The following is a 17,653-nucleotide window of genomic DNA, read 5'->3' as shown; positions in this document are numbered from 1 at the left end:
TCAAATCTAAAATATTCTCTACCTTTGTTATTGAAAGGCCTTTATACCACCTTTCATTCTTTAAATAAAAATGTAAAGTATGCAAAACATTCCTAGTGTAGACTTACGTGATTTCCTTTCGGACGACCCGAAACGTAAACAAAAATTTGTAAATGAAATCGGCAGTGCATTTGAAAACATTGGCTTCGTAGCCCTAAAAGGTCACTTTTTAGATGATCAGTTAGTAAACGAGCTTTATAGCGAAATTAGAAAATTTTTCGCTTTGCCAGTAGAAACTAAGCATAATTATGAGATTCCCGGAATTGGCGGGCAAAGAGGTTATGTATCTTTTGGAAAAGAGCATGCTAAAGGACGTAAAGAAGGGGATTTGAAAGAATTTTGGCATTTTGGCCAGTATGTTGATGCTGCTTCTAAGTACGCTTCAGAATATCCTGAAAATGTAGCAGTAGCAGAATTGCCCCGTTTTAATGTTGTGGGTAAAGAAGCGTATCAAATGCTTGAAAAAACAGGTGTTTATGTGTTAAGAGCTTTGGCTTTGCATTTAGGTTTAGACGAGTTTTATTTTGATAAATATGCTCATGACGGAAACTCTATTTTAAGACCAATTCATTATCCGCCAATTACTTCTGAGCCAGAAAATGCGATTCGCGCAGCTGCTCACGGAGATATTAACCTGATTACACTTTTAATGGGCGCTCAGGGAAAAGGATTACAGGTTCAAAATCATGATGGCGAATGGATTGATGCTATCGCAGAAGACGATCAATTGGTAATTAATGTTGGGGATATGCTGTCAAGACATACCAACAATAAATTAAAATCGACGATTCACCAGGTAGTAAATCCACCAAGAGAATTATGGGGAACTTCACGTTATTCCATTCCGTTTTTTATGCACCCTGTCAGCGATATGCGTTTGGATTGTTTAGAAAACTGTATTGATGCTGAGAATCCTAAGAAATTCGAAGATATTACTGCGGGAGATTATTTATACGAACGTTTAGTAGATTTAGGTTTAATAAAAAAATAAACTTTTAAATCTACAATTTTTAAATTCCAAATTCCAAACTATCAAATTGGGATTTGGAATTTAATTTTTTACAAACCAGAACTATTGAGATTTATTTTAGCCTAAAAATTTATGGACTTACAAGATCAATTAAAAAACTTATTCCCTGATCACATCGAATCAAATGAACCTGAAGTAGTTCAGGAAGAAGATCATGTTCTTTTTATTCAAAAAGAGCCTATGATTTGTAAATTCGAAAAACGAAAAGGAAAAGCCACAACTATTATCGAAGGTTATGAAGGATCTGACGAAGATTTTAAAATCCTGGCGAAAGAAATTAAAACGAAATTAAGCGTTGGCGGAACCTTTAAAGATGCTTCTATTATTATTCAGGGTGATTATCGGGATAAAATCATGGAAATCCTTAAAGCAAAAGGATTTAAAACGAAACGTGTTGGTGGTTAGATTTTTAAATTCCAAATTCCAAACTGTATAAAAATTTAACCGCAAAGAACGCAAAGAATTATAATAATAGTTTTTTATAAAAAAGATCGCAAAGCTTTGACTTTAGGTGTTTTAGCTTTTAGAATTTAGATTAAAAATTTTAACCGCAAAGAACGCAAAGAATTGTAATAATAGTTTTTTTATAAAAATAAAAGATCTCAAAGCTTTGGCTTTAGGTATTTTAGATTTTTGAATTTAGATTAAAAATTTTAACCGCAAAGAACGCAAAGAATTATAATAATAGTTTTTTTTATAAAAATCAAAGATCGCAAAGCTTTGGCTTTAGGTGTTTTAGCTTTTAGAATTTAGATTAAAAATTTTAACCGCAAAGAACGCGAAGAATTATAATAATAGGTTTTTATAAAAACAAAAGATCGCAAAGCTTTGGCTTTAGTTGTTTTAGATTTTAGATTTAAAAAAAATAACAGCAAAGAACGCGAAGAATTATAATTGTAAGTTTTAATGAAAGCGCAGAGATCGCAAAGCTTGGCATAATAATTAGACAAGACACTTTTATATAAACAAGGAGACGCACTGCTGTGCGCCTCTACGAAAAAAAAAAAAACATAGAAGCATAAAAAAATCTGTGACAATCTGTTCAATCCGTCAAATCCGTGGGCAAAAAAAGTTAGCGCCCTACAGAAAACCTCAGAACCTTAGTCACTCAGTAACTTAGAACCTAAAAAAAAAATGATACAAAATTCAGAATTAATACTTAATCCGGACGGAAGCGTTTATCACTTAAATCTTCTTCCTGAACATATAGCAAACGATATAATTTTTGTTGGAGATCAAAACAGAGTCGAAAAAATCACACAATTTTTTGATTCGATTGAATATTCGACACAGAAAAGAGAATTTAAAACTCAGACGGGAATTTATAAAGGTAAAAGAATATCTGTAATGTCAACCGGAATTGGACCTGACAATATTGATATTGTTGTAAATGAATTAGATGCTTTGGTTAACATCGATTTAAAAACACGTCAGCCAAAAGAAAGTCTGACTTCATTGAATATTATCAGAATTGGAACTTCTGGTTCTCTACAAGCTGATATTCCTGTGGATAGTTTTGTAATGTCTAAATTTGGATTAGGATTAGACAATATGCTCCGCTCCTACCTGATCGATGAAGTGTCGAACGCTGCGATTGAGGATGCTTTTATCAACCACACGAATTGGGATATTAGAAAAGGAAGGCCGTATGCAATTGCTTGTTCTGAGAAATTAGAAAAAATAATAGAATCAGATAAAATGTTTAAAGGAATTACTGCAACAGCCGGAGGATTTTACGGGCCACAAGGACGCGTTTTACGTTTGAATATTCAGGATGAAGAATTAAACAGTAAAATGGATAATTTTAATTTTAATGACGAAAGAATTACTAACTTAGAGATGGAAACTGCAGCAATTTATGGGCTTTCAGCGCTTTTAGGACATAATGCATTATCATTGAATGCTATTATTGCCAATCGTGCATCCGGAACTTTTAGCGAAGATCCTTATAAGGCTGTCGATGAATTGATTGCTTATACATTAAATAAGTTGGCTCAGAAGTAATCAGGGAATTAGTCAATTTGAAAATTAGATAATTCATGCAGGACGCTATTCTTAAATTTGAAAATTTATTATTAGAAAATGTCAACTATTTTCCAACGATAGATAACGATGTTTTAGAAACTAAAGAAAATGGAAAATGGTCTAAAAAAGAGATTTTAGGACATTTGGCAGATTCAGCGATTCATAATCTGATACGTTTTACAGAAATTAATTATGTAGAAAAACCTTATCAGCACAGACCCTATAATCAAATAGATTTAGTAAATTTAAATCAATATCAAACAATGGATATTGATGAGCTGACACAGTTGTGGTTTGTAGTAAACAAGCAAATTATCAGGATTATGAAAAGTGTTGATGAGAAGGTTTTAAACTTTAAAATTGTTTTGAGTGATGAATCTGTAATTGATTTAAAGTTTCTTATGACGGATTATGTAGCCCATTTAGAACATCATATTAATCAGATTAAATCTTAGATTATGTTTTTAAGAGTAGCGAGACATACAGATGATTTAGATAAAATTATAGATTTCAATATTTTGGGTTTTGAGCTCTTGGGAGATTTTCAAAATCATAATAATTATGATGGTGTTTTTATTGGAAAATCAGGTTTAGAGTGGCATTTTGAATTCACAAAATCTGATACAAAAGCAAACCATACTTTCGATCCGGATGATGTTATAGTGCTTTATCCTAAATCAATTTTAGATTATAATATGTTATTGGATAAGATTATACATAATAACATTTCAATCATACCTGCAAGTAATCCTTTTTGGAATGAAAACGGAAAAATGTTTCTGGATCCAGACGGTTATCGTATTGTTTTGTCGCCGTTGAAGGCAATAATAGATGAAATTAATTAGTAAATTTAGTAATGCAGGAAACACATAAAAAAATATTATTTAAATATTATAGTACATACTTAGAAGAGATTGTTTCGGAAACAATGTGGGCAGAAATTGTGGATTTGGAGAAAGGATATTTCAAATTAGATAATATTCCGTTTTTTGGACCTTTGATTGCCACAGACGATATTTTTCGTGCAGAATATGATGAAAATGAAAAGTTCTTCATGCATAAAGAAACAATAGAGAGCTCTGGGAATTCAATTCTTCAGATATTACTATTAGAAAAAGAATTTGACAAGGAAATAATTATAGAAAAATTAAAAACAATCAATTGTATCTCCGAAAGCCTCAATGATACTTTTTTTGCTGTTGAAGTGGTTAAAAATACCGACTATTCGATTGTAAAAAGTGTATTGGCTGAATACGAATCCAATTCAATAATAGAAATTGAAGAACCTTGTCTTTCTGATAAACACAGAACTGATTTATTAAAAAACTAAACAAACAAAAAACTTAGCATACGCATCCAAACTTAACTTAAACTTAAACTAATGAAAACTGTAAAAATTGTAGGTGTTCCGGAACACTTCAATTTGCCATGGCATTTATGCATCGAAAATGGCGAATTTGAAGCTGAAAACATTGATTTGCAATGGAAAAACATTCCTGAAGGTACTGGCAAAATGTGTCAGATGCTTCGTGATGGTGAAGCTGATATTGCTGTAATTTTAACTGAAGGTATTGTAAAAGATATTGTTGCCGGTAATCCAAGTAAAATTGTTCAGATTTATGTTCAGTCTCCTTTAATTTGGGGAATTCACGTTGCTGCAGGATCCAATTTTCATACTGTAGCAGATCTTAAGGATAAAAAAGTAGCGATTTCGAGAATAGGTTCAGGATCGCAATTAATGGCTTATGTAAATGCACATGAAAATGGCTGGAAAACGGATGATCTGCAATTTGAAATCATAAATACAATCGATGGAGCTGTAGAAGCCCTGACAAAAGGTACTGCTGATTATTTTATGTGGGAACGTTTTATGACTAAACCGCTTGTTGATCAGGGTATTTTTAGACGAGTTGGCGACTGCCCTACTCCATGGCCGTCATTTGTAATTACTGTTCGTGATGAATTCCTGAAAAAGAACCCGAAAATTGTTGAAAAAATATTAGAAATAATAAACAAAACAACACGCGATTTTACCCAGATTCCCAATATAGACAAAACATTATCAGAACTTTTCAATCAAAAAATTGAAGATATTCAGGAATGGCTGAAACTTACACAATGGTCTCAAAAGAATTTGAGTGAAAAAGCATTTATTAAAATTCAAAATCAGTTATTTGATCTCGGAATTATTGATAAAAAAAGTACTTTTGTTGAAACTGTAAAAGCGCTGTGATAACTGCTTTTGAATCTTATGATAAATTTTCCTAAAATTGACTTTCCGCAATTAAAATCTAAATTACAGGTGAAATCACCCTGGGATAGGATTATTATCATGCTTTTGAGTCTTTTAATTACGATTCCGATTTTTATCATACTGCATCAAAATCTGATAGATTTAGAATGGGCTTTTAATTTAGACCGTGTATTTATCTTCATTTTTGTTTTTACAGCTATTTTCTTTCTCTTGATGTACCTGCGAACCATTATTATTTTGTGTATTGCGGTTTATTTATTGGTTCTTGTGTATGGAACTGTAATTGGTAATTATGGTTTTAGTGAAATTTCAGAAGATTATAATTCTATGATTTATACGATGTCTGATAATCCCTTTCCGCAAGATATCATTGTTGCAAAATTGCTTCCGTTTCCTAATAAGTCCAAAATTATTAATGCGATCGAATATCAGAATCCAAAGGTTCGCAATTTTGCCATTATGGCTACGTCAAAGCATTTTAAAGGAATAAAAGGATATTCAGATTACAGAACCATTATTCAGTGTTTTGCAGTCTTTAAAGAGATTAACAGTCGCTGGAATTATGTCAATGATCCTAAAGAAGGCGATTATATTGCTACAGCGAGCGAATCTTTAGAATATTTTTCAGGCGATTGCGATGATCATTCTATTTTAATGGCAGCCGCAATTCGATCTATTGGCGGAACACCAAGATTAATTCATACTAAAGGACACATTTATCCTGAGATTTTAATAGGTTCTCTAATTGATCTGGAAAAGGTCAATTATTTGATTAAAAATGTGCTTTTTGTAAAAGAAAGTTATGGCAAAAAGATTCATTATCATATTGATGAGCGTGGTCAGGTTTGGATGAATCTGGATTATACTGCCAAATATCCGGGAGGACCATTTATGTACGAAGAGATTTTGGGTGCTTTGACTTTAAAATAGTTTTTTAGCGGATAAGAATCTAAGTTACTAAGGATCTGAGGGTTTTGTTTTATACCTGAAAAATGCTATTTTGCTGGTTGCGATCATTGTTTTGTGAAATTATTATTGTAAATGTTTGATATTTAGATTTTTAATCAAAAATATTTTTGTAATTTTCTAATGTCTAACTTTAATCACAAAATCATGAGAAAATCTAACTTATTTATCTTCGCAATTGCACTATTAGCAGTAGTAATGGTTTCATGTCACAAAGGTCGAAATAAACTGGTAAACTCCTGGAAAATTACGGCCGTTGAACCTAAAACACCTCTTTCTGATTCTTTAAAAAATGTGATTCTGACTAACGGAACGCTGACTTTTACAGAGGATGGACATGTTACAGGATATTTACAAAATGAAATAAATAATGGCACTTTTGCATTGACAAAAGGAGGAAAAAGCTTAGTGATAAAAGATGAAACAGGTACTCCATATCCTTGTGAAAGCACTATTACAGATGATCAGCTGATATTAGACAGTAAAGAAATGAAAATTACGCTCAAAAAAATATAGCATACAGTAGCCTATCAACCACATTAAACCACAATGTACTAAAATACAGTGTGGCTTTTTTTATAAGTTAAAACACAATCGTATATTTGCAGTCTTAAATAAAAGCAATAATTTATGTGAAAAATAATTTCTTTCAGGCAATTTAAAGGGTAAACTACAATTGTGGTTGCGCTATTTATTCATCTTTAGAGAAAGAAATTATGCTTATTCTACAAAACATTTCATATAAACACGAGAACAGTGATCTATTGTTTGATAACATTAGTTTTACAGTAAACAATCACGAAAAAATCGCACTAATTGGTCATAACGGCGTTGGAAAATCTACGTTGCTAAAAATTATTGCAGGAGAATTACCGCCTTCAAACGGAGAGCTAAGAGCTAGTTCTGAACCTTATTACATTCCTCAGATTTTTGGGCAATACAATCATTTTACCATTGGCGAAGCATTATGCGTCAATCATAAGCTCAATGCCCTTGCAGCAATACTGAAAGGGAATGTTACAGAAGAAAATCTTACTGTGCTCAACGAGGACTGGACGATTGAGGAACGTTGTAATAACGCACTGAAATATTGGCAATTAAACGGTTTGGATTTAACACAAAAAATTGAAACCTTAAGCGGAGGCCAAAAGACAAAGGTTTTTCTGGCTGGAATTTCGATTCATGAACCTGAGCTTGTTTTATTAGACGAACCCAGTAATCACCTGGACAAAGCGGCAAGAGAATTGCTTTACAACTTTATTGTTACAGCCAATTGCAGTTTAATTGTGGTGAGTCATGACCGAAAATTGCTCCATCTTTTAAATACAGTTTGCGAAATGAGTAAACGTGGTATCACAACGTATGGTGGCAATTATGATTTTTATGCTGAACAAAAACAGCTCGAAAACAATGCATTAAACCAAGATCTGCAGAGTAAGGAAAAGGCCTTGCGAAAAGCGAAAGAGAAAGAACGTGAAACGGTTGAAAGACAGCAAAAGTTAGATGCACGGGGAAAAAAGAAACAGGAAAAGTCCGGTGTTGCCCGTATTATGATGAATACGCTGCGTAACAATGCTGAAAACAGTTCGTCTAAACTCAAAAGTGTTCACATAGAGAAAGTAGATGGCATTTCGAAAGAATTACGTGAGTTGCGCTCGTCATTGCCGGATATTGATCAGATGAAATTTGGTTTTGATCATTCGGCTTTGCATAAAGGAAAAATACTCTTTACGGCAAATGCGATTAACCATACTTACGAAGATCAGTTTCTCTGGAAAAAAGATTTAAATATCGAAATAATTAGCGGAGAAAGAATCGCTATTCAGGGTTCAAATGGATCCGGAAAAACAACTTTAATCAAAATAATACTCGGCAAAACAAAGCCAAAAAACGGGACTGTTTATATTGCAGAAAATCAATCTGTTGTTTATATCGATCAGGATTATTCGTTGATAAGCAATGCTCTTAACGTTTATGAACAAGCTCAGGTATTTAATATTTCTGGTCTTGAAGAGCATGAAATAAAAATGAGACTCAATCGGTTTTTATTCCATAAGGAATACTGGGATAAACCTTGCAATGCTTTAAGCGGCGGAGAAAAAATGCGTTTAATGCTTTGCTGTTTAACAATAAATAATCAATCTCCGGATATGATTATAGTAGACGAACCAACGAACAACCTGGATCTTCAGAATGTTGAGATTTTAACAGCAGCGATTAATGAATATCAGGGAACATTAATTGTAGTTTCGCACGATGAGTCTTTTCTGGAGCAAATTAATATTAAGAAAAATATCTTGTTGGAATAAAGTATAAAATGAAGGTAAAATGTAGCTGTAGTACTAAAGGGGAATCAGTTTACTATTGATATTATTACTATATTAGTAACACCTTGTTAAAATGGAAAGTGATACATAGCGCAGGAACAAGATTTTAGAATTTATACCGTAGTTAAGGATACTTCAAATACCATAAACTAAATATATATCCTATGAAAACAAAAATCAAAATTTTGACCCTTTCCGCTTTTCTTAGCATTGCTATTTTTAGCGAAAAAGCAATTGCATGTACACGAGTTGTTTATGAAGGTTTGGACGGAACAATCATAACTGCCCGATCTATGGACTGGAAAACCGAAATACCTGCTAATTTATGGGTTTTTCCAAGAGGAATTGACCGAAATGGAGAAGCTGGGAATAATTCGGTAAAATGGAAATCTAAATTCGGAAGTGTTATTACCAGTTCCTGGGATATCGCTTCTTCTGACGGAATGAATGAGAAAGGTTTGGTTGGTAATCTTTTATGGCTGGCGGAATCTAATTATCCTAAATTCGAAAAGAATGGAAATCAAAAAGGATTGGCAGTTTCGCTTTGGCTGCAATATGTACTTGATAATTTTGCAACAGTTGCTGAAGTTGTAAATGCATTAGAGAAAAATGATTTTTTAGTGGTTTCTTCTCATATTCCGGGTACAGCTATTTTTGCCACGGTACATTTATCTGTTTCGGATAATACTGGCGATAATGCTATTTTTGAATATATCAATGGTAAATTAGTTATTCATCATGACAGAAAATTTGTTGCCATGACCAACTCTCCTACTTTTGATGAGCAATTGTCAATAAATAGTTACTGGAAAGGGATTCCGGGAACTATTATGCTGCCGGGAACTAACAGAGCTGCTGATCGTTTTGTAAGAGCGTCTTATTATATTGATGCAATTCCTAAAACAGACAATATAAGAACAGCAATTGCCAGTGTTTTTGGCGTTATTAGAAATTGTTCCGTACCATTAGGTATTTCGTCTGTAGCCGAACCTAATATTTCCTCTACACGCTGGCGAACTGTAGCTGATCAAAAAAATCTAATTTATTATTTTGATAATGTTGTAAATCCTAACGTGGTTTGGGTTGAATTTGGTAAACTTGATTTTAGTGAAAAAGGTAAAATAAGAAAGCTTAGTTTGGCAAATAATGAGAATTATTCCGGAGAATCTTCGATGAATTTTAAAGTAACGACGCCTTTTCAATTTGCAGGATTAGATTAAATTTTGTTACGTTTGCCATGTCCTAAAATTATAAAAAATCATGAATAACCATAAAACCAAGTTGTTACCTGAGCAACAAGAAGAATTACTTCGTGTTTTAGAAGTTCGCTTTGAAAAAAATAGGCAACGTCATAAAGGTATTGAATGGAATAAAGTACGAGCAAAAATAATGACAAGTCCTGATAATATATGGTCTCTGAATGAAATGGAAAGAACTGAAGGAGAACCGGACGTAACAGGCTATGACAAGAAAACAGATGAATATATTTTTTGTGATTGTTCAGCAGAAAGTCCTAAAGGGCGCAGAAGTTTGTGTTATGATCATGAAGCACTAGAAAAAAGAAAAGAAAACAAACCTGCAGACAGCGCTCTTAATAGGGCTGCCGAAATGGGAATTGAAATTTTGAATGAGCAACAATATAAGGAGTTTCAGAAATTAGGTAAATTTGATAGTAAAACATCAAGCTGGATTGAAACACCATCTGATATCAGAAAACTAGGTGGTGCTTTATTTTGTGATTTTCGTTATGATACTGTTTTTGTATATCATAACGGAGCTGAATCGTATTATGCAGCAAGAGGTTTTCGTGGGGCGCTAAGAGTTTAATCCGGAACAAATAAGATTATGAATGCTAAGGTTGATTTTTATTTTGATAAAGCCCAAAAATGGCAAAAAGAACAAGCGGAATTAAGGCAAATTGTATTGGATTGCCAACTAACCGAAGAGCTAAAATGGGGAGTTCCCTGCTATACTTTTCAAAATAGTAATATTGTTTTAATACACGCTTTTAAAGACTATTGTGCACTTTTGTTTTTTAAAGGAGCTTTACTTAGTGATACGGATGGAATCCTGATTCAGCAATCTAAAAATGTTCAGGGTGCACGACAAATAAGATTTACGGACCTCAATGAAATTGTTGATCAGAAAAAAATCTTAAAAAACTACATTTACGAAGCTGTAGAAATTGAAAAAGCTGGTCTTAAAGTAGTATTAAAGAAAACGGAAGAATTTAAGATTACAGAAGAATTTCAAAAGAAACTGGACGAAAATCCAAAATTACATACTGCATTCAAAGCTTTATCTCCTGGTAGACAAAGAGCTTATTTACTTCATTTTTCGTCTCCAAAACAATCTAAAACCAGAGAATCAAGAATAGAGAAAGTTATAGATCAAATTTTGGAAGGAAAAGGGCTGAATGATTGATGTTTATAAAGAATAAAAGAGGATAAAAGAAAGTACGTTATCAAAAAAGAATTTATACTGTTGTAGAAATAGGTTTATATTCACTTTCGGGAAAACTAAATCAAAAATACACTACTGAATACCACGGAACAAGAAGCTAAAACCGGAACTTTCAATACTAGTGATCTTTATTTGGCAAATTATATTACAGACAAAGAATAAATCAAATTACATCACATAAATTAAACAATTTTAAAAATAAATAATGATACTAGCCTTTGACACGTATTACTTTGATGGAAAAGCAAAAACGGTTTGCCTTGAATTTACAGAATGGAATCAAAGTGAAAACTTTAAAGTTCATACCGAAATTATCGGGAATGTTGAGGAATATATTCCCGGAGAATTTTACAGAAGAGAATTGCCTTGCATTATTAGTTTGCTGAATCAGTTTGATTTAAAAGATATTGATTTCATTATCGTCGACGGATTTGTTTATCTGGATGATGAAATGAAATATGGTTTAGGAGGTTATTTATATGAGAAACTCAATAAAGAAATTCCAATTATTGGCGTTGCAAAAACCAATTTTGCATCTATCGAAAAAAATAAAAGAATTTTATTGAGAGGCGACAGCAAAAAACCATTGTTTGTAACTGCTATTGGTATTGATCTGGATGATGCATTTGAGAAAGTAGAAAGTATGGCAGGAGAATTTAGAATGCCAACTTTGCTTAAGGAAATGGATAGACTGACGAAGGAATTGTAAATACTAAATCTTGATTACTCTAAAAATAAAATACACGCAAAATATTGCTGGTAGTATGACGCCAAATTAATCTCGCAAATAAATATTAATGAATAGTTTAAAAATATTTGATCAGACATTTACTGATGATACGAATTTTGTTTTTGTAGTTCTGTTTGATTTGCTAAACAACAGTGATCTTGAAGTCTTATTACCAAAAGAATACAATATTTTATTAAACAAATTTAATCAAAATATAGAATTTGCCAGTTTTAAAAAATTAGACTTAAATATTGTTCTAAATGACGAAAATAAAGAATCTCTTATAAAAATTTTCGAATCGATTTATTCCAATAGGTTTAGATCGATCCCAAAGGATGAAAATAATGTTTTAAAATCAAAGTTATTTTTAAACGGCGATTTAAAGAAAATTGGAAAAATTATTTACAAACAGCTAGATAACAGAATAAACGAAACGGACATTTATAATACAATTTTAAATGGTTTGAAATGTGGAACTTTTTATGAGCTAAGTATCGTGAATCCAGAAGAATTAGAAGGAAACTGGACTTCGATAAAAGAATCGGGGGCGTTGCGAATCAATTATAATATGACCGATTGGACGCCTTTGGGATCAAAAATAGAATTGAAAATTGAGAAGTTTCATTCTGGAATGTATAAATTTATATGTTCGACAAAAGTGATGGATTATAACACAAGAAATGTGTTTTTAATCGATGTCTACGAATCAAATGTTGAGATTAAAGATGGTTTCTTCTATCATTATAATTTTGAATCTAACAAGCTCATTTACAAAATGCCCATTTATGAATTTGAAAATGAAACTTTTAAAACACAAATAGCTGATTTTGAATTTGTTCTTCAAAGAAATAAAACCATTAAATAGTAGCATTTTGGAAGTTAATTTAGTAACATAATAAACATTCAAACAAGATGGAAAATAATGATTATGAACAATTACTGAAAAATATTGCTTCCCCTTTAGATTATTCTGAAGGTTTGTATTTAGTATACGTTGAATTGTTTCATACAAATGCTGAGATGTACAACATCAGAACACGTTACGATAATTAAAGAACTGGAATTTGGGTATTTATGCGAGGCGCATATGCAGGCTATTCCGGAAATAGCACGTTCCTTATCCTTAAAGAATCATGCCGTTTATCAAATAGTGAGGTTGGTAAAACTTACTAGGAGCTCAGATAATGAGCCTGTTTAGAATAGCTATAACAGACTAACCGGATAAAACCTTATAGCTTCTGGTATAAAAAGTTCTCCCTGATGTATTGAAAACTACAAACGTCTCAATTTTTAAAGTCCGGTAAAATATACTTTGCCATAATTTCGAACGCTTGTTTGGCTTTGAAAGATCCGTAATTACCCTGAGTAAAAACAACAGTTAAATTCAAACTTTCTATTATAAAAATATATTGCCCGCCATTGCCGGATGCAAAAAGCAAATTTTGCTCCAGATCCTTTGTCTTTATAGTCTCTCGATACCAATAAAAACCATAAAAAGCAGGTTGTGGAAATCCAATTTTAGTTCTGCTGGATTTCATAAATGAAAAATCAGGAATTGCAATATCACAAAGAGTAGATTGTGCAATCCATTTTTTTGAAATGATTTGTTTACGTTCCCAAACGCCTTTATCCTTTACAAGTTGTCCTATTTTAAGCATGTCTACTGGCCTGATATAGAAGGATCCTCCCGTCATACCATTTCCGCTTGGATCTATTGTCCATTTATAAGCTGAGATTCCCAGCGGATCAAATAGATATTTTTTTGCAAAATCCATAATAGACATATTTGTCGCTTTGCGTATTACTCCGCTCAGGATTACCGGATCTACTGATGTATAGGACCATACTTCGCCAGGCTTATCTTTCATTGGGAGATTGAGTGAATATTCTACCCAGTTTTTGCTTGAACTCATTTCTTCTTCGCAATCTTTCGTATCGTTAAACTCTTCGCAATCAAAACCTGATTTCATTTCAAGTAGATTTTTTATGGTCAGATATTTTTTTAATTCATCTGTTTTCAGAGCTGGATATTCAGGAAAAAATTCATAAACTTTCTGGTTTACATTCTTTATAAATCCTTTATCAATCGCTATTCCTACCAGTAAACTTGTAATCGATTTAAAAGAAGATCGCGAATCATGAAGTGAATCTCGCTTATAGCCATTAAAGTATTGTTCGTATACCAATTGTTTGTCTCTTGAAATAAGCACACTATGCACTCCGGAATAGTGATTACTGACAATAGAGTCTGCCATTTCACGCAAAAGAGAATCATAATTTTTAGAGTCAGTTTGCGCTGATACAGTAAAAGCATTTATAAAGAAGAGTATATAAAAAAAGTATTTTTTTTTCATGGTTATATGTTGGTCTTTACTTAAAAAAAGATGACAAATTTTAAAAAACAAGAAAGTATCAGATGCTAAAGATAATATTATCTCACTTGTTTTTTTAGGTATTGATCTTATTGGCAGTGATCATAAGAATTATTTAATGCTTAGAATTTAGTCATAAAAATAATATTAGAAATAACGAAGTCTTTTGTGTTTTATTGCAGACGAGTTTTTGAATTGTGCATTCAGAACATTTTGAAAAAAAGAATGAAATTAGCTGTTTTTAAGCATTAATCTGTTAGTATATCGTTAAACATGCCCCTGTTTACTTGCTATTTCTGGTAAAAATGCCTATATTACGGAAAATTAAAAATGCCGGTTTTTATTATAAAAACTAACGGCAAAAATATTTATATATGAAACAATTACTTCAGTGGACCATTATTATTCCAGCACTTGCCTGGATTCTTTTTTTTAGCGGATTAGTAGATAACAGCAGTTTCTTTCAGGTTGTTGCAAGTATATTGCTTATTCTTAGTGTTATGTCAGCAGTGCACCATTCAGAAATAATAGCAGAACGAGTTGGAGAACCTTACGGAACCATTATTCTGGCCATATCGATAACTGTTATTGAAGTTTCGATTATTGTATCCTTAATGCTGTCAGAAGGCTCTGAGGCAGCTTCATTGGCAAGAGATACTGTATATGCCGCTACAATGCTTATTTTAAATGGTATTATTGGATTGTGTCTTTTAATTGGAGGTTTGAAACATTACGAACAAAATTTTTCCGTTTCTTCTGTTACCATTGGTTTGGTATCATTAGTTTCGATCATAGTATTTACACTGGTCTTCCCTACTTTTACCGAAAGCGTTAAGGGATCTTATTATTCGTTGCCGCAACTTGTTTTTGCTTCAATTGCCTGTCTTGTTATTTATGGCTCTTTTCTATTTGCACAAACCAGCAGGTACAGACAATATTTTCTTACTGTTGGAGATGATGAAAATGAAGACGTAGTTGAGCCAATACCCATCAATAATAAGACTTTTTATACCAGCTTGATTTTTCTAATTATAAGTTTGGGAATTGTAGTATTATTGGCTAAAACCCTCTCTCCTACTATAGAAAGTATCATTGTTAGCTATCATTTGCCAAAAACTTTGGTTGGGGTTGTAATTGCAGCCATAATTTTATTGCCTGAAGCTATCGCTGCTATTATAGCTGCAAGAAAAAACAGGCTTCAAACCAGTATCAATTTAGCTTTAGGTTCAGCATTGGCGAGTATTGGGTTAACTATTCCTAGTGTTGCAGTAGTTTGTATTATGATGGATATGCCTATTATTTTGGGACTTGACATTAAATCTATCGTGCTGCTTGCATTATCTGTATTTACCGTAATGCTGTCATTAAGTAAAGGAAAATCAAATATTGTTTATGGAGTCGTACTTTTAGTCAATTTATTTGCATTTGTATTCCTTATGATCTATCCGTGATAGTAAAACTGATATAAAAAATAAACACAAAGCTCCATTAGAAATAATGGAGCTTTTTTTATGCGTTCACAAATAATTTTCATGAATTATTACGGACAAAAAATGTAAATATTTTAGAAAAAAAAAGTTAATAAATCTCTCTTTAATTAAAAATGAATTGATTTCTTTTGAATAAAGATATTCTTATATTCGCACCATATAATGTTAATTTACAAAATAAATTACTTATAATTTAGGAGTAATACAGCCGTTTTTGACAAAAAAATTAACTAAAACACCATAACCTTAAAATTATCATCACTATGAAAAAAGGAACTATTCGTTTAGCCTCCCTACTCTTTATTTGTTTAGCCTCTACAACAATGCTGGCTCAGTTAACATCTCCAAAAATTGATTCATTGATGAAGGATGCTTTGAAAAAGTTTAAAGTAGCGGGCGCGTCAATTGCTATTGTTAAAGATGGAAAAGTAATTCACCAAAAAGGATATGGTGTTACTTCTATAGCGACTAATACACCTGTAAACGAAAACACCAATTTTCAGATTGCGTCAAATAGTAAAGCATTCACAGCTGCTGCGCTCTCCATTTTAGAGGATGAAGGTAAATTGAAATGGACAGATAAAGTAAGAGGTTATATTCCTGAATTCAAGATGTATAACGATTATGTAACTGAAAATTTTAATATCCAGGATTTATTAACGCACAGAAGCGGATTAGGATTAGGTGTTGGCGATCTAATGTTTTTTCCTGATGGATCGAACTATACTGTTAAGGATATTGTAACCAGCTTTCAGTATTTTAAACCGGTTTCTCCATTTCGAACTAAATTTGATTATGACAATTTACTGTATGTAGTGGCAGGTGAAGTAATTGCACGGGTAAGCGGTATGAGTTATGAGGCATTTGTACAAAAACGAATTATTGATCCGTTGCAAATGAAAAATAGTTTTGCTGGTGCTAGTTTGATTACTGATAAAAGCAATTATGCAACACCACATTCATCAGATTCAGGAACGATAAAAACAATTGATGCTTTTAATGTGCAAATGAATAGCGCAGCAGGTGGAATATTTTCTAATGTAGCAGATATGTCAAAATGGATGATCGTATCTTTGAATAAAGGTCAGTATGGTCCAGATTTAAAAACAACGTTGTTTTCTGAAAAAAATCACAAAGAGATGTGGCGCATACATACCGTTTTAGGTGCTAACCCGGATCCAAGATACAATTCTCACTTTAGCGGTTATGGGTTAGGTTGGGGAATATCAGACGAGAAAGGAAGTTTGAAAATATCACATACCGGAGGTTTGCCCGGAATGCTGTCGATTGTAACCATGTACCCGGATTTAAACTTAGGTATTGTAATTTTAACCAATACTGAAAGTGGCGGAGCCGGACTTTTTACAGCAGTTACAAACACGATTTCTGATAGTTATTTAGGGTTGGAAGATTTTGGCTGGACAAATAAAGTAGTCGAATGGATGAAAGAAGGTAAAAACACCAGTGATGATGTAACTAAAAAAGTTTGGGAAAAAGTGCAATTATCTAAAAAACAAAAAGTAAAAAATGAAGATTTTATAGGAGTTTATGCAGACAATTGGTTTGGAGAAATAGAAGTGTTTGAAAAAGACAAACAATTGTGGTTCAAATCATATCGATCACCTAAACTAAACGGGCCAATGGCTTTTTATAATGCCAATACATTTGCTATAAAATGGGAATATCAAGCCATGAATTGTGATGCTTTTGCCATGTTTTCACTGGATGAAACTGGAAAAGCTCAAACTATCAAAATGAAAGGTATTTCGCCAAATATTGATTTTAGTTTTGACTTTCAGGATTTAGATTTAAAAAGAGTTCAAAAATAAAAAGTTATAATCATAAAAAATGCTATTAGAAATAATGGCATTTTTTGTGATTATATGAATCTTTTCCTAAAACTATTTTAATAAAATTAAAAGAAGTTTTTATAATCAAACTGAGTCATAAATCTTCA

At 32.3% G+C, this 17,653-nt stretch carries 19 protein-coding genes; 18 read left to right on the top strand and 1 reads right to left on the bottom strand.

The genetic code is table 11. From position 1 onward, the window contains the following. Positions 1–79 precede the first annotated feature (79 nt). The 16 genes from ACQKCJ_RS02845 to ACQKCJ_RS02770 all read left to right on the top strand — a co-directional run bounded on the left by ACQKCJ_RS02845 (position 80) and on the right by ACQKCJ_RS02770 (position 12,887). Positions 80–1,030 (top strand): isopenicillin N synthase family dioxygenase, encoded by a 951-nt coding sequence (locus tag ACQKCJ_RS02845; RefSeq protein WP_271334859.1) that lies wholly within the window; start codon positions 80–82, stop codon positions 1,028–1,030. A 111-nt stretch (positions 1,031–1,141) separates the two neighbouring features. Next, positions 1,142–1,474: a translation initiation factor gene (locus ACQKCJ_RS02840; protein WP_271334858.1), complete on the top strand. Its 333-nt coding sequence runs from the start codon at positions 1,142–1,144 to the stop codon at positions 1,472–1,474. Between the two features lie 729 nt (positions 1,475–2,203). Beyond that, a complete protein-coding gene (locus ACQKCJ_RS02835; protein WP_427401310.1) occupies positions 2,204–3,073 on the top strand; it encodes a nucleoside phosphorylase in 870 nt (289 codons plus the stop codon). A 35-nt stretch (positions 3,074–3,108) separates the two neighbouring features. Further along, positions 3,109–3,549, top strand: coding sequence for a DinB family protein (locus tag ACQKCJ_RS02830; protein WP_427401309.1), 441 nt, complete (start codon positions 3,109–3,111; stop codon positions 3,547–3,549). 3 nt (positions 3,550–3,552) lie between these two features. Beyond that, a complete protein-coding gene (locus tag ACQKCJ_RS02825; RefSeq protein ID WP_427401308.1) occupies positions 3,553–3,939 on the top strand; it encodes a VOC family protein in 387 nt (128 codons plus the stop codon). 11 nt (positions 3,940–3,950) lie between these two features. Next, the gene (locus ACQKCJ_RS02820; protein WP_271334854.1) at positions 3,951–4,424 is read left to right on the top strand and encodes a DUF4265 domain-containing protein; all 474 of its coding nucleotides are present in this window, start codon (positions 3,951–3,953) and stop codon (positions 4,422–4,424) included. A 51-nt stretch (positions 4,425–4,475) separates the two neighbouring features. After that, positions 4,476–5,327, top strand: a complete 852-nt coding sequence (locus ACQKCJ_RS02815; RefSeq protein WP_271334853.1) for a substrate-binding domain-containing protein — start codon at positions 4,476–4,478, stop codon at positions 5,325–5,327. Between the two features lie 18 nt (positions 5,328–5,345). Further along, positions 5,346–6,278 (top strand): transglutaminase, encoded by a 933-nt coding sequence (locus ACQKCJ_RS02810; protein WP_271334852.1) that lies wholly within the window; start codon positions 5,346–5,348, stop codon positions 6,276–6,278. A 183-nt stretch (positions 6,279–6,461) separates the two neighbouring features. Continuing rightward, positions 6,462–6,830 carry a hypothetical protein gene (locus ACQKCJ_RS02805; protein WP_271334851.1) on the top strand — a complete coding sequence of 123 codons (369 nt, stop codon included), beginning with the start codon at positions 6,462–6,464 and terminating at the stop codon, positions 6,828–6,830. 200 nt (positions 6,831–7,030) lie between these two features. Then, positions 7,031–8,623 (top strand): ribosomal protection-like ABC-F family protein, encoded by a 1,593-nt coding sequence (gene abc-f / locus ACQKCJ_RS02800; RefSeq protein WP_427401307.1) that lies wholly within the window; start codon positions 7,031–7,033, stop codon positions 8,621–8,623. Positions 8,624–8,805: 182 nt separating this feature from the next. Continuing rightward, positions 8,806–9,861 carry a linear amide C-N hydrolase gene (locus ACQKCJ_RS02795; RefSeq protein WP_427401306.1) on the top strand — a complete coding sequence of 352 codons (1,056 nt, stop codon included), beginning with the start codon at positions 8,806–8,808 and terminating at the stop codon, positions 9,859–9,861. A 40-nt stretch (positions 9,862–9,901) separates the two neighbouring features. Next, a complete protein-coding gene (locus tag ACQKCJ_RS02790) occupies positions 9,902–10,468 on the top strand; it encodes a DUF4256 domain-containing protein (RefSeq protein ID WP_427401305.1) in 567 nt (188 codons plus the stop codon). Positions 10,469–10,486: 18 nt separating this feature from the next. Further along, a complete protein-coding gene (locus ACQKCJ_RS02785; RefSeq protein WP_427401304.1) occupies positions 10,487–11,065 on the top strand; it encodes a YdeI/OmpD-associated family protein in 579 nt (192 codons plus the stop codon). Between the two features lie 244 nt (positions 11,066–11,309). Beyond that, complete coding sequence (locus ACQKCJ_RS02780) at positions 11,310–11,813, top strand: endonuclease V (RefSeq protein ID WP_271334887.1); 504 nt, start codon at positions 11,310–11,312, stop codon at positions 11,811–11,813. Positions 11,814–11,901: 88 nt separating this feature from the next. After that, entirely contained in the window at positions 11,902–12,699 is a 798-nt protein-coding gene (locus ACQKCJ_RS02775) for a hypothetical protein (protein ID WP_427401303.1), read from the top strand. A 47-nt stretch (positions 12,700–12,746) separates the two neighbouring features. After that, positions 12,747–12,887 (top strand): hypothetical protein, encoded by a 141-nt coding sequence (locus ACQKCJ_RS02770; RefSeq protein WP_427401302.1) that lies wholly within the window; start codon positions 12,747–12,749, stop codon positions 12,885–12,887. Between the two features lie 230 nt (positions 12,888–13,117). Here ACQKCJ_RS02770 and ACQKCJ_RS02765 read toward each other — a convergent pair whose 3' ends face one another. Continuing rightward, a complete protein-coding gene (locus ACQKCJ_RS02765) occupies positions 13,118–14,188 on the bottom strand; it encodes a serine hydrolase domain-containing protein (RefSeq protein ID WP_427401301.1) in 1,071 nt (356 codons plus the stop codon). 392 nt (positions 14,189–14,580) lie between these two features. On the opposite strand from ACQKCJ_RS02765, the gene ACQKCJ_RS02760 reads away from it, so the two are divergent. Both ACQKCJ_RS02760 and ACQKCJ_RS02755 read left to right on the top strand, forming a co-directional pair. Next, a complete protein-coding gene (locus ACQKCJ_RS02760; RefSeq protein ID WP_427401300.1) occupies positions 14,581–15,657 on the top strand; it encodes a calcium:proton antiporter in 1,077 nt (358 codons plus the stop codon). A gap of 302 nt (positions 15,658–15,959) precedes the next feature. Next, the gene (locus tag ACQKCJ_RS02755; protein ID WP_427401299.1) at positions 15,960–17,525 is read left to right on the top strand and encodes a serine hydrolase; all 1,566 of its coding nucleotides are present in this window, start codon (positions 15,960–15,962) and stop codon (positions 17,523–17,525) included. Positions 17,526–17,653: the final 128 nt, after the last annotated feature.

The sequence above is a fragment of the Flavobacterium sp. NPDC079362 genome, assembly GCF_050267765.1.
Taxonomy (GTDB): domain Bacteria; phylum Bacteroidota; class Bacteroidia; order Flavobacteriales; family Flavobacteriaceae; genus Flavobacterium; species Flavobacterium azizsancarii.
This window is presented reverse-complemented; position numbering and strand designations above follow the sequence as displayed.

Coding starts and splice junctions, on each gene's coding strand:
- abc-f (WP_427401307.1), top strand. CDS start 7,031: ATGCTTATTCTACAAAACATTTCATATAAACACGAGAACAGTGATCTA.
- ACQKCJ_RS02815 (WP_271334853.1), top strand. CDS start 4,476: ATGAAAACTGTAAAAATTGTAGGTGTTCCGGAACACTTCAATTTGCCA.
- ACQKCJ_RS02840 (WP_271334858.1), top strand. CDS start 1,142: ATGGACTTACAAGATCAATTAAAAAACTTATTCCCTGATCACATCGAA.
- ACQKCJ_RS02765 (WP_427401301.1), bottom strand. CDS start 14,188: ATGAAAAAAAAATACTTTTTTTATATACTCTTCTTTATAAATGCTTTT.
- ACQKCJ_RS02795 (WP_427401306.1), top strand. CDS start 8,806: ATGAAAACAAAAATCAAAATTTTGACCCTTTCCGCTTTTCTTAGCATT.
- ACQKCJ_RS02830 (WP_427401309.1), top strand. CDS start 3,109: ATGCAGGACGCTATTCTTAAATTTGAAAATTTATTATTAGAAAATGTC.
- ACQKCJ_RS02820 (WP_271334854.1), top strand. CDS start 3,951: ATGCAGGAAACACATAAAAAAATATTATTTAAATATTATAGTACATAC.
- ACQKCJ_RS02770 (WP_427401302.1), top strand. CDS start 12,747: ATGGAAAATAATGATTATGAACAATTACTGAAAAATATTGCTTCCCCT.
- ACQKCJ_RS02845 (WP_271334859.1), top strand. CDS start 80: ATGCAAAACATTCCTAGTGTAGACTTACGTGATTTCCTTTCGGACGAC.
- ACQKCJ_RS02790 (WP_427401305.1), top strand. CDS start 9,902: ATGAATAACCATAAAACCAAGTTGTTACCTGAGCAACAAGAAGAATTA.
- ACQKCJ_RS02785 (WP_427401304.1), top strand. CDS start 10,487: ATGAATGCTAAGGTTGATTTTTATTTTGATAAAGCCCAAAAATGGCAA.
- ACQKCJ_RS02805 (WP_271334851.1), top strand. CDS start 6,462: ATGAGAAAATCTAACTTATTTATCTTCGCAATTGCACTATTAGCAGTA.
- ACQKCJ_RS02760 (WP_427401300.1), top strand. CDS start 14,581: ATGAAACAATTACTTCAGTGGACCATTATTATTCCAGCACTTGCCTGG.
- ACQKCJ_RS02780 (WP_271334887.1), top strand. CDS start 11,310: ATGATACTAGCCTTTGACACGTATTACTTTGATGGAAAAGCAAAAACG.
- ACQKCJ_RS02835 (WP_427401310.1), top strand. CDS start 2,204: ATGATACAAAATTCAGAATTAATACTTAATCCGGACGGAAGCGTTTAT.
- ACQKCJ_RS02825 (WP_427401308.1), top strand. CDS start 3,553: ATGTTTTTAAGAGTAGCGAGACATACAGATGATTTAGATAAAATTATA.
- ACQKCJ_RS02755 (WP_427401299.1), top strand. CDS start 15,960: ATGAAAAAAGGAACTATTCGTTTAGCCTCCCTACTCTTTATTTGTTTA.
- ACQKCJ_RS02810 (WP_271334852.1), top strand. CDS start 5,346: ATGATAAATTTTCCTAAAATTGACTTTCCGCAATTAAAATCTAAATTA.
- ACQKCJ_RS02775 (WP_427401303.1), top strand. CDS start 11,902: ATGAATAGTTTAAAAATATTTGATCAGACATTTACTGATGATACGAAT.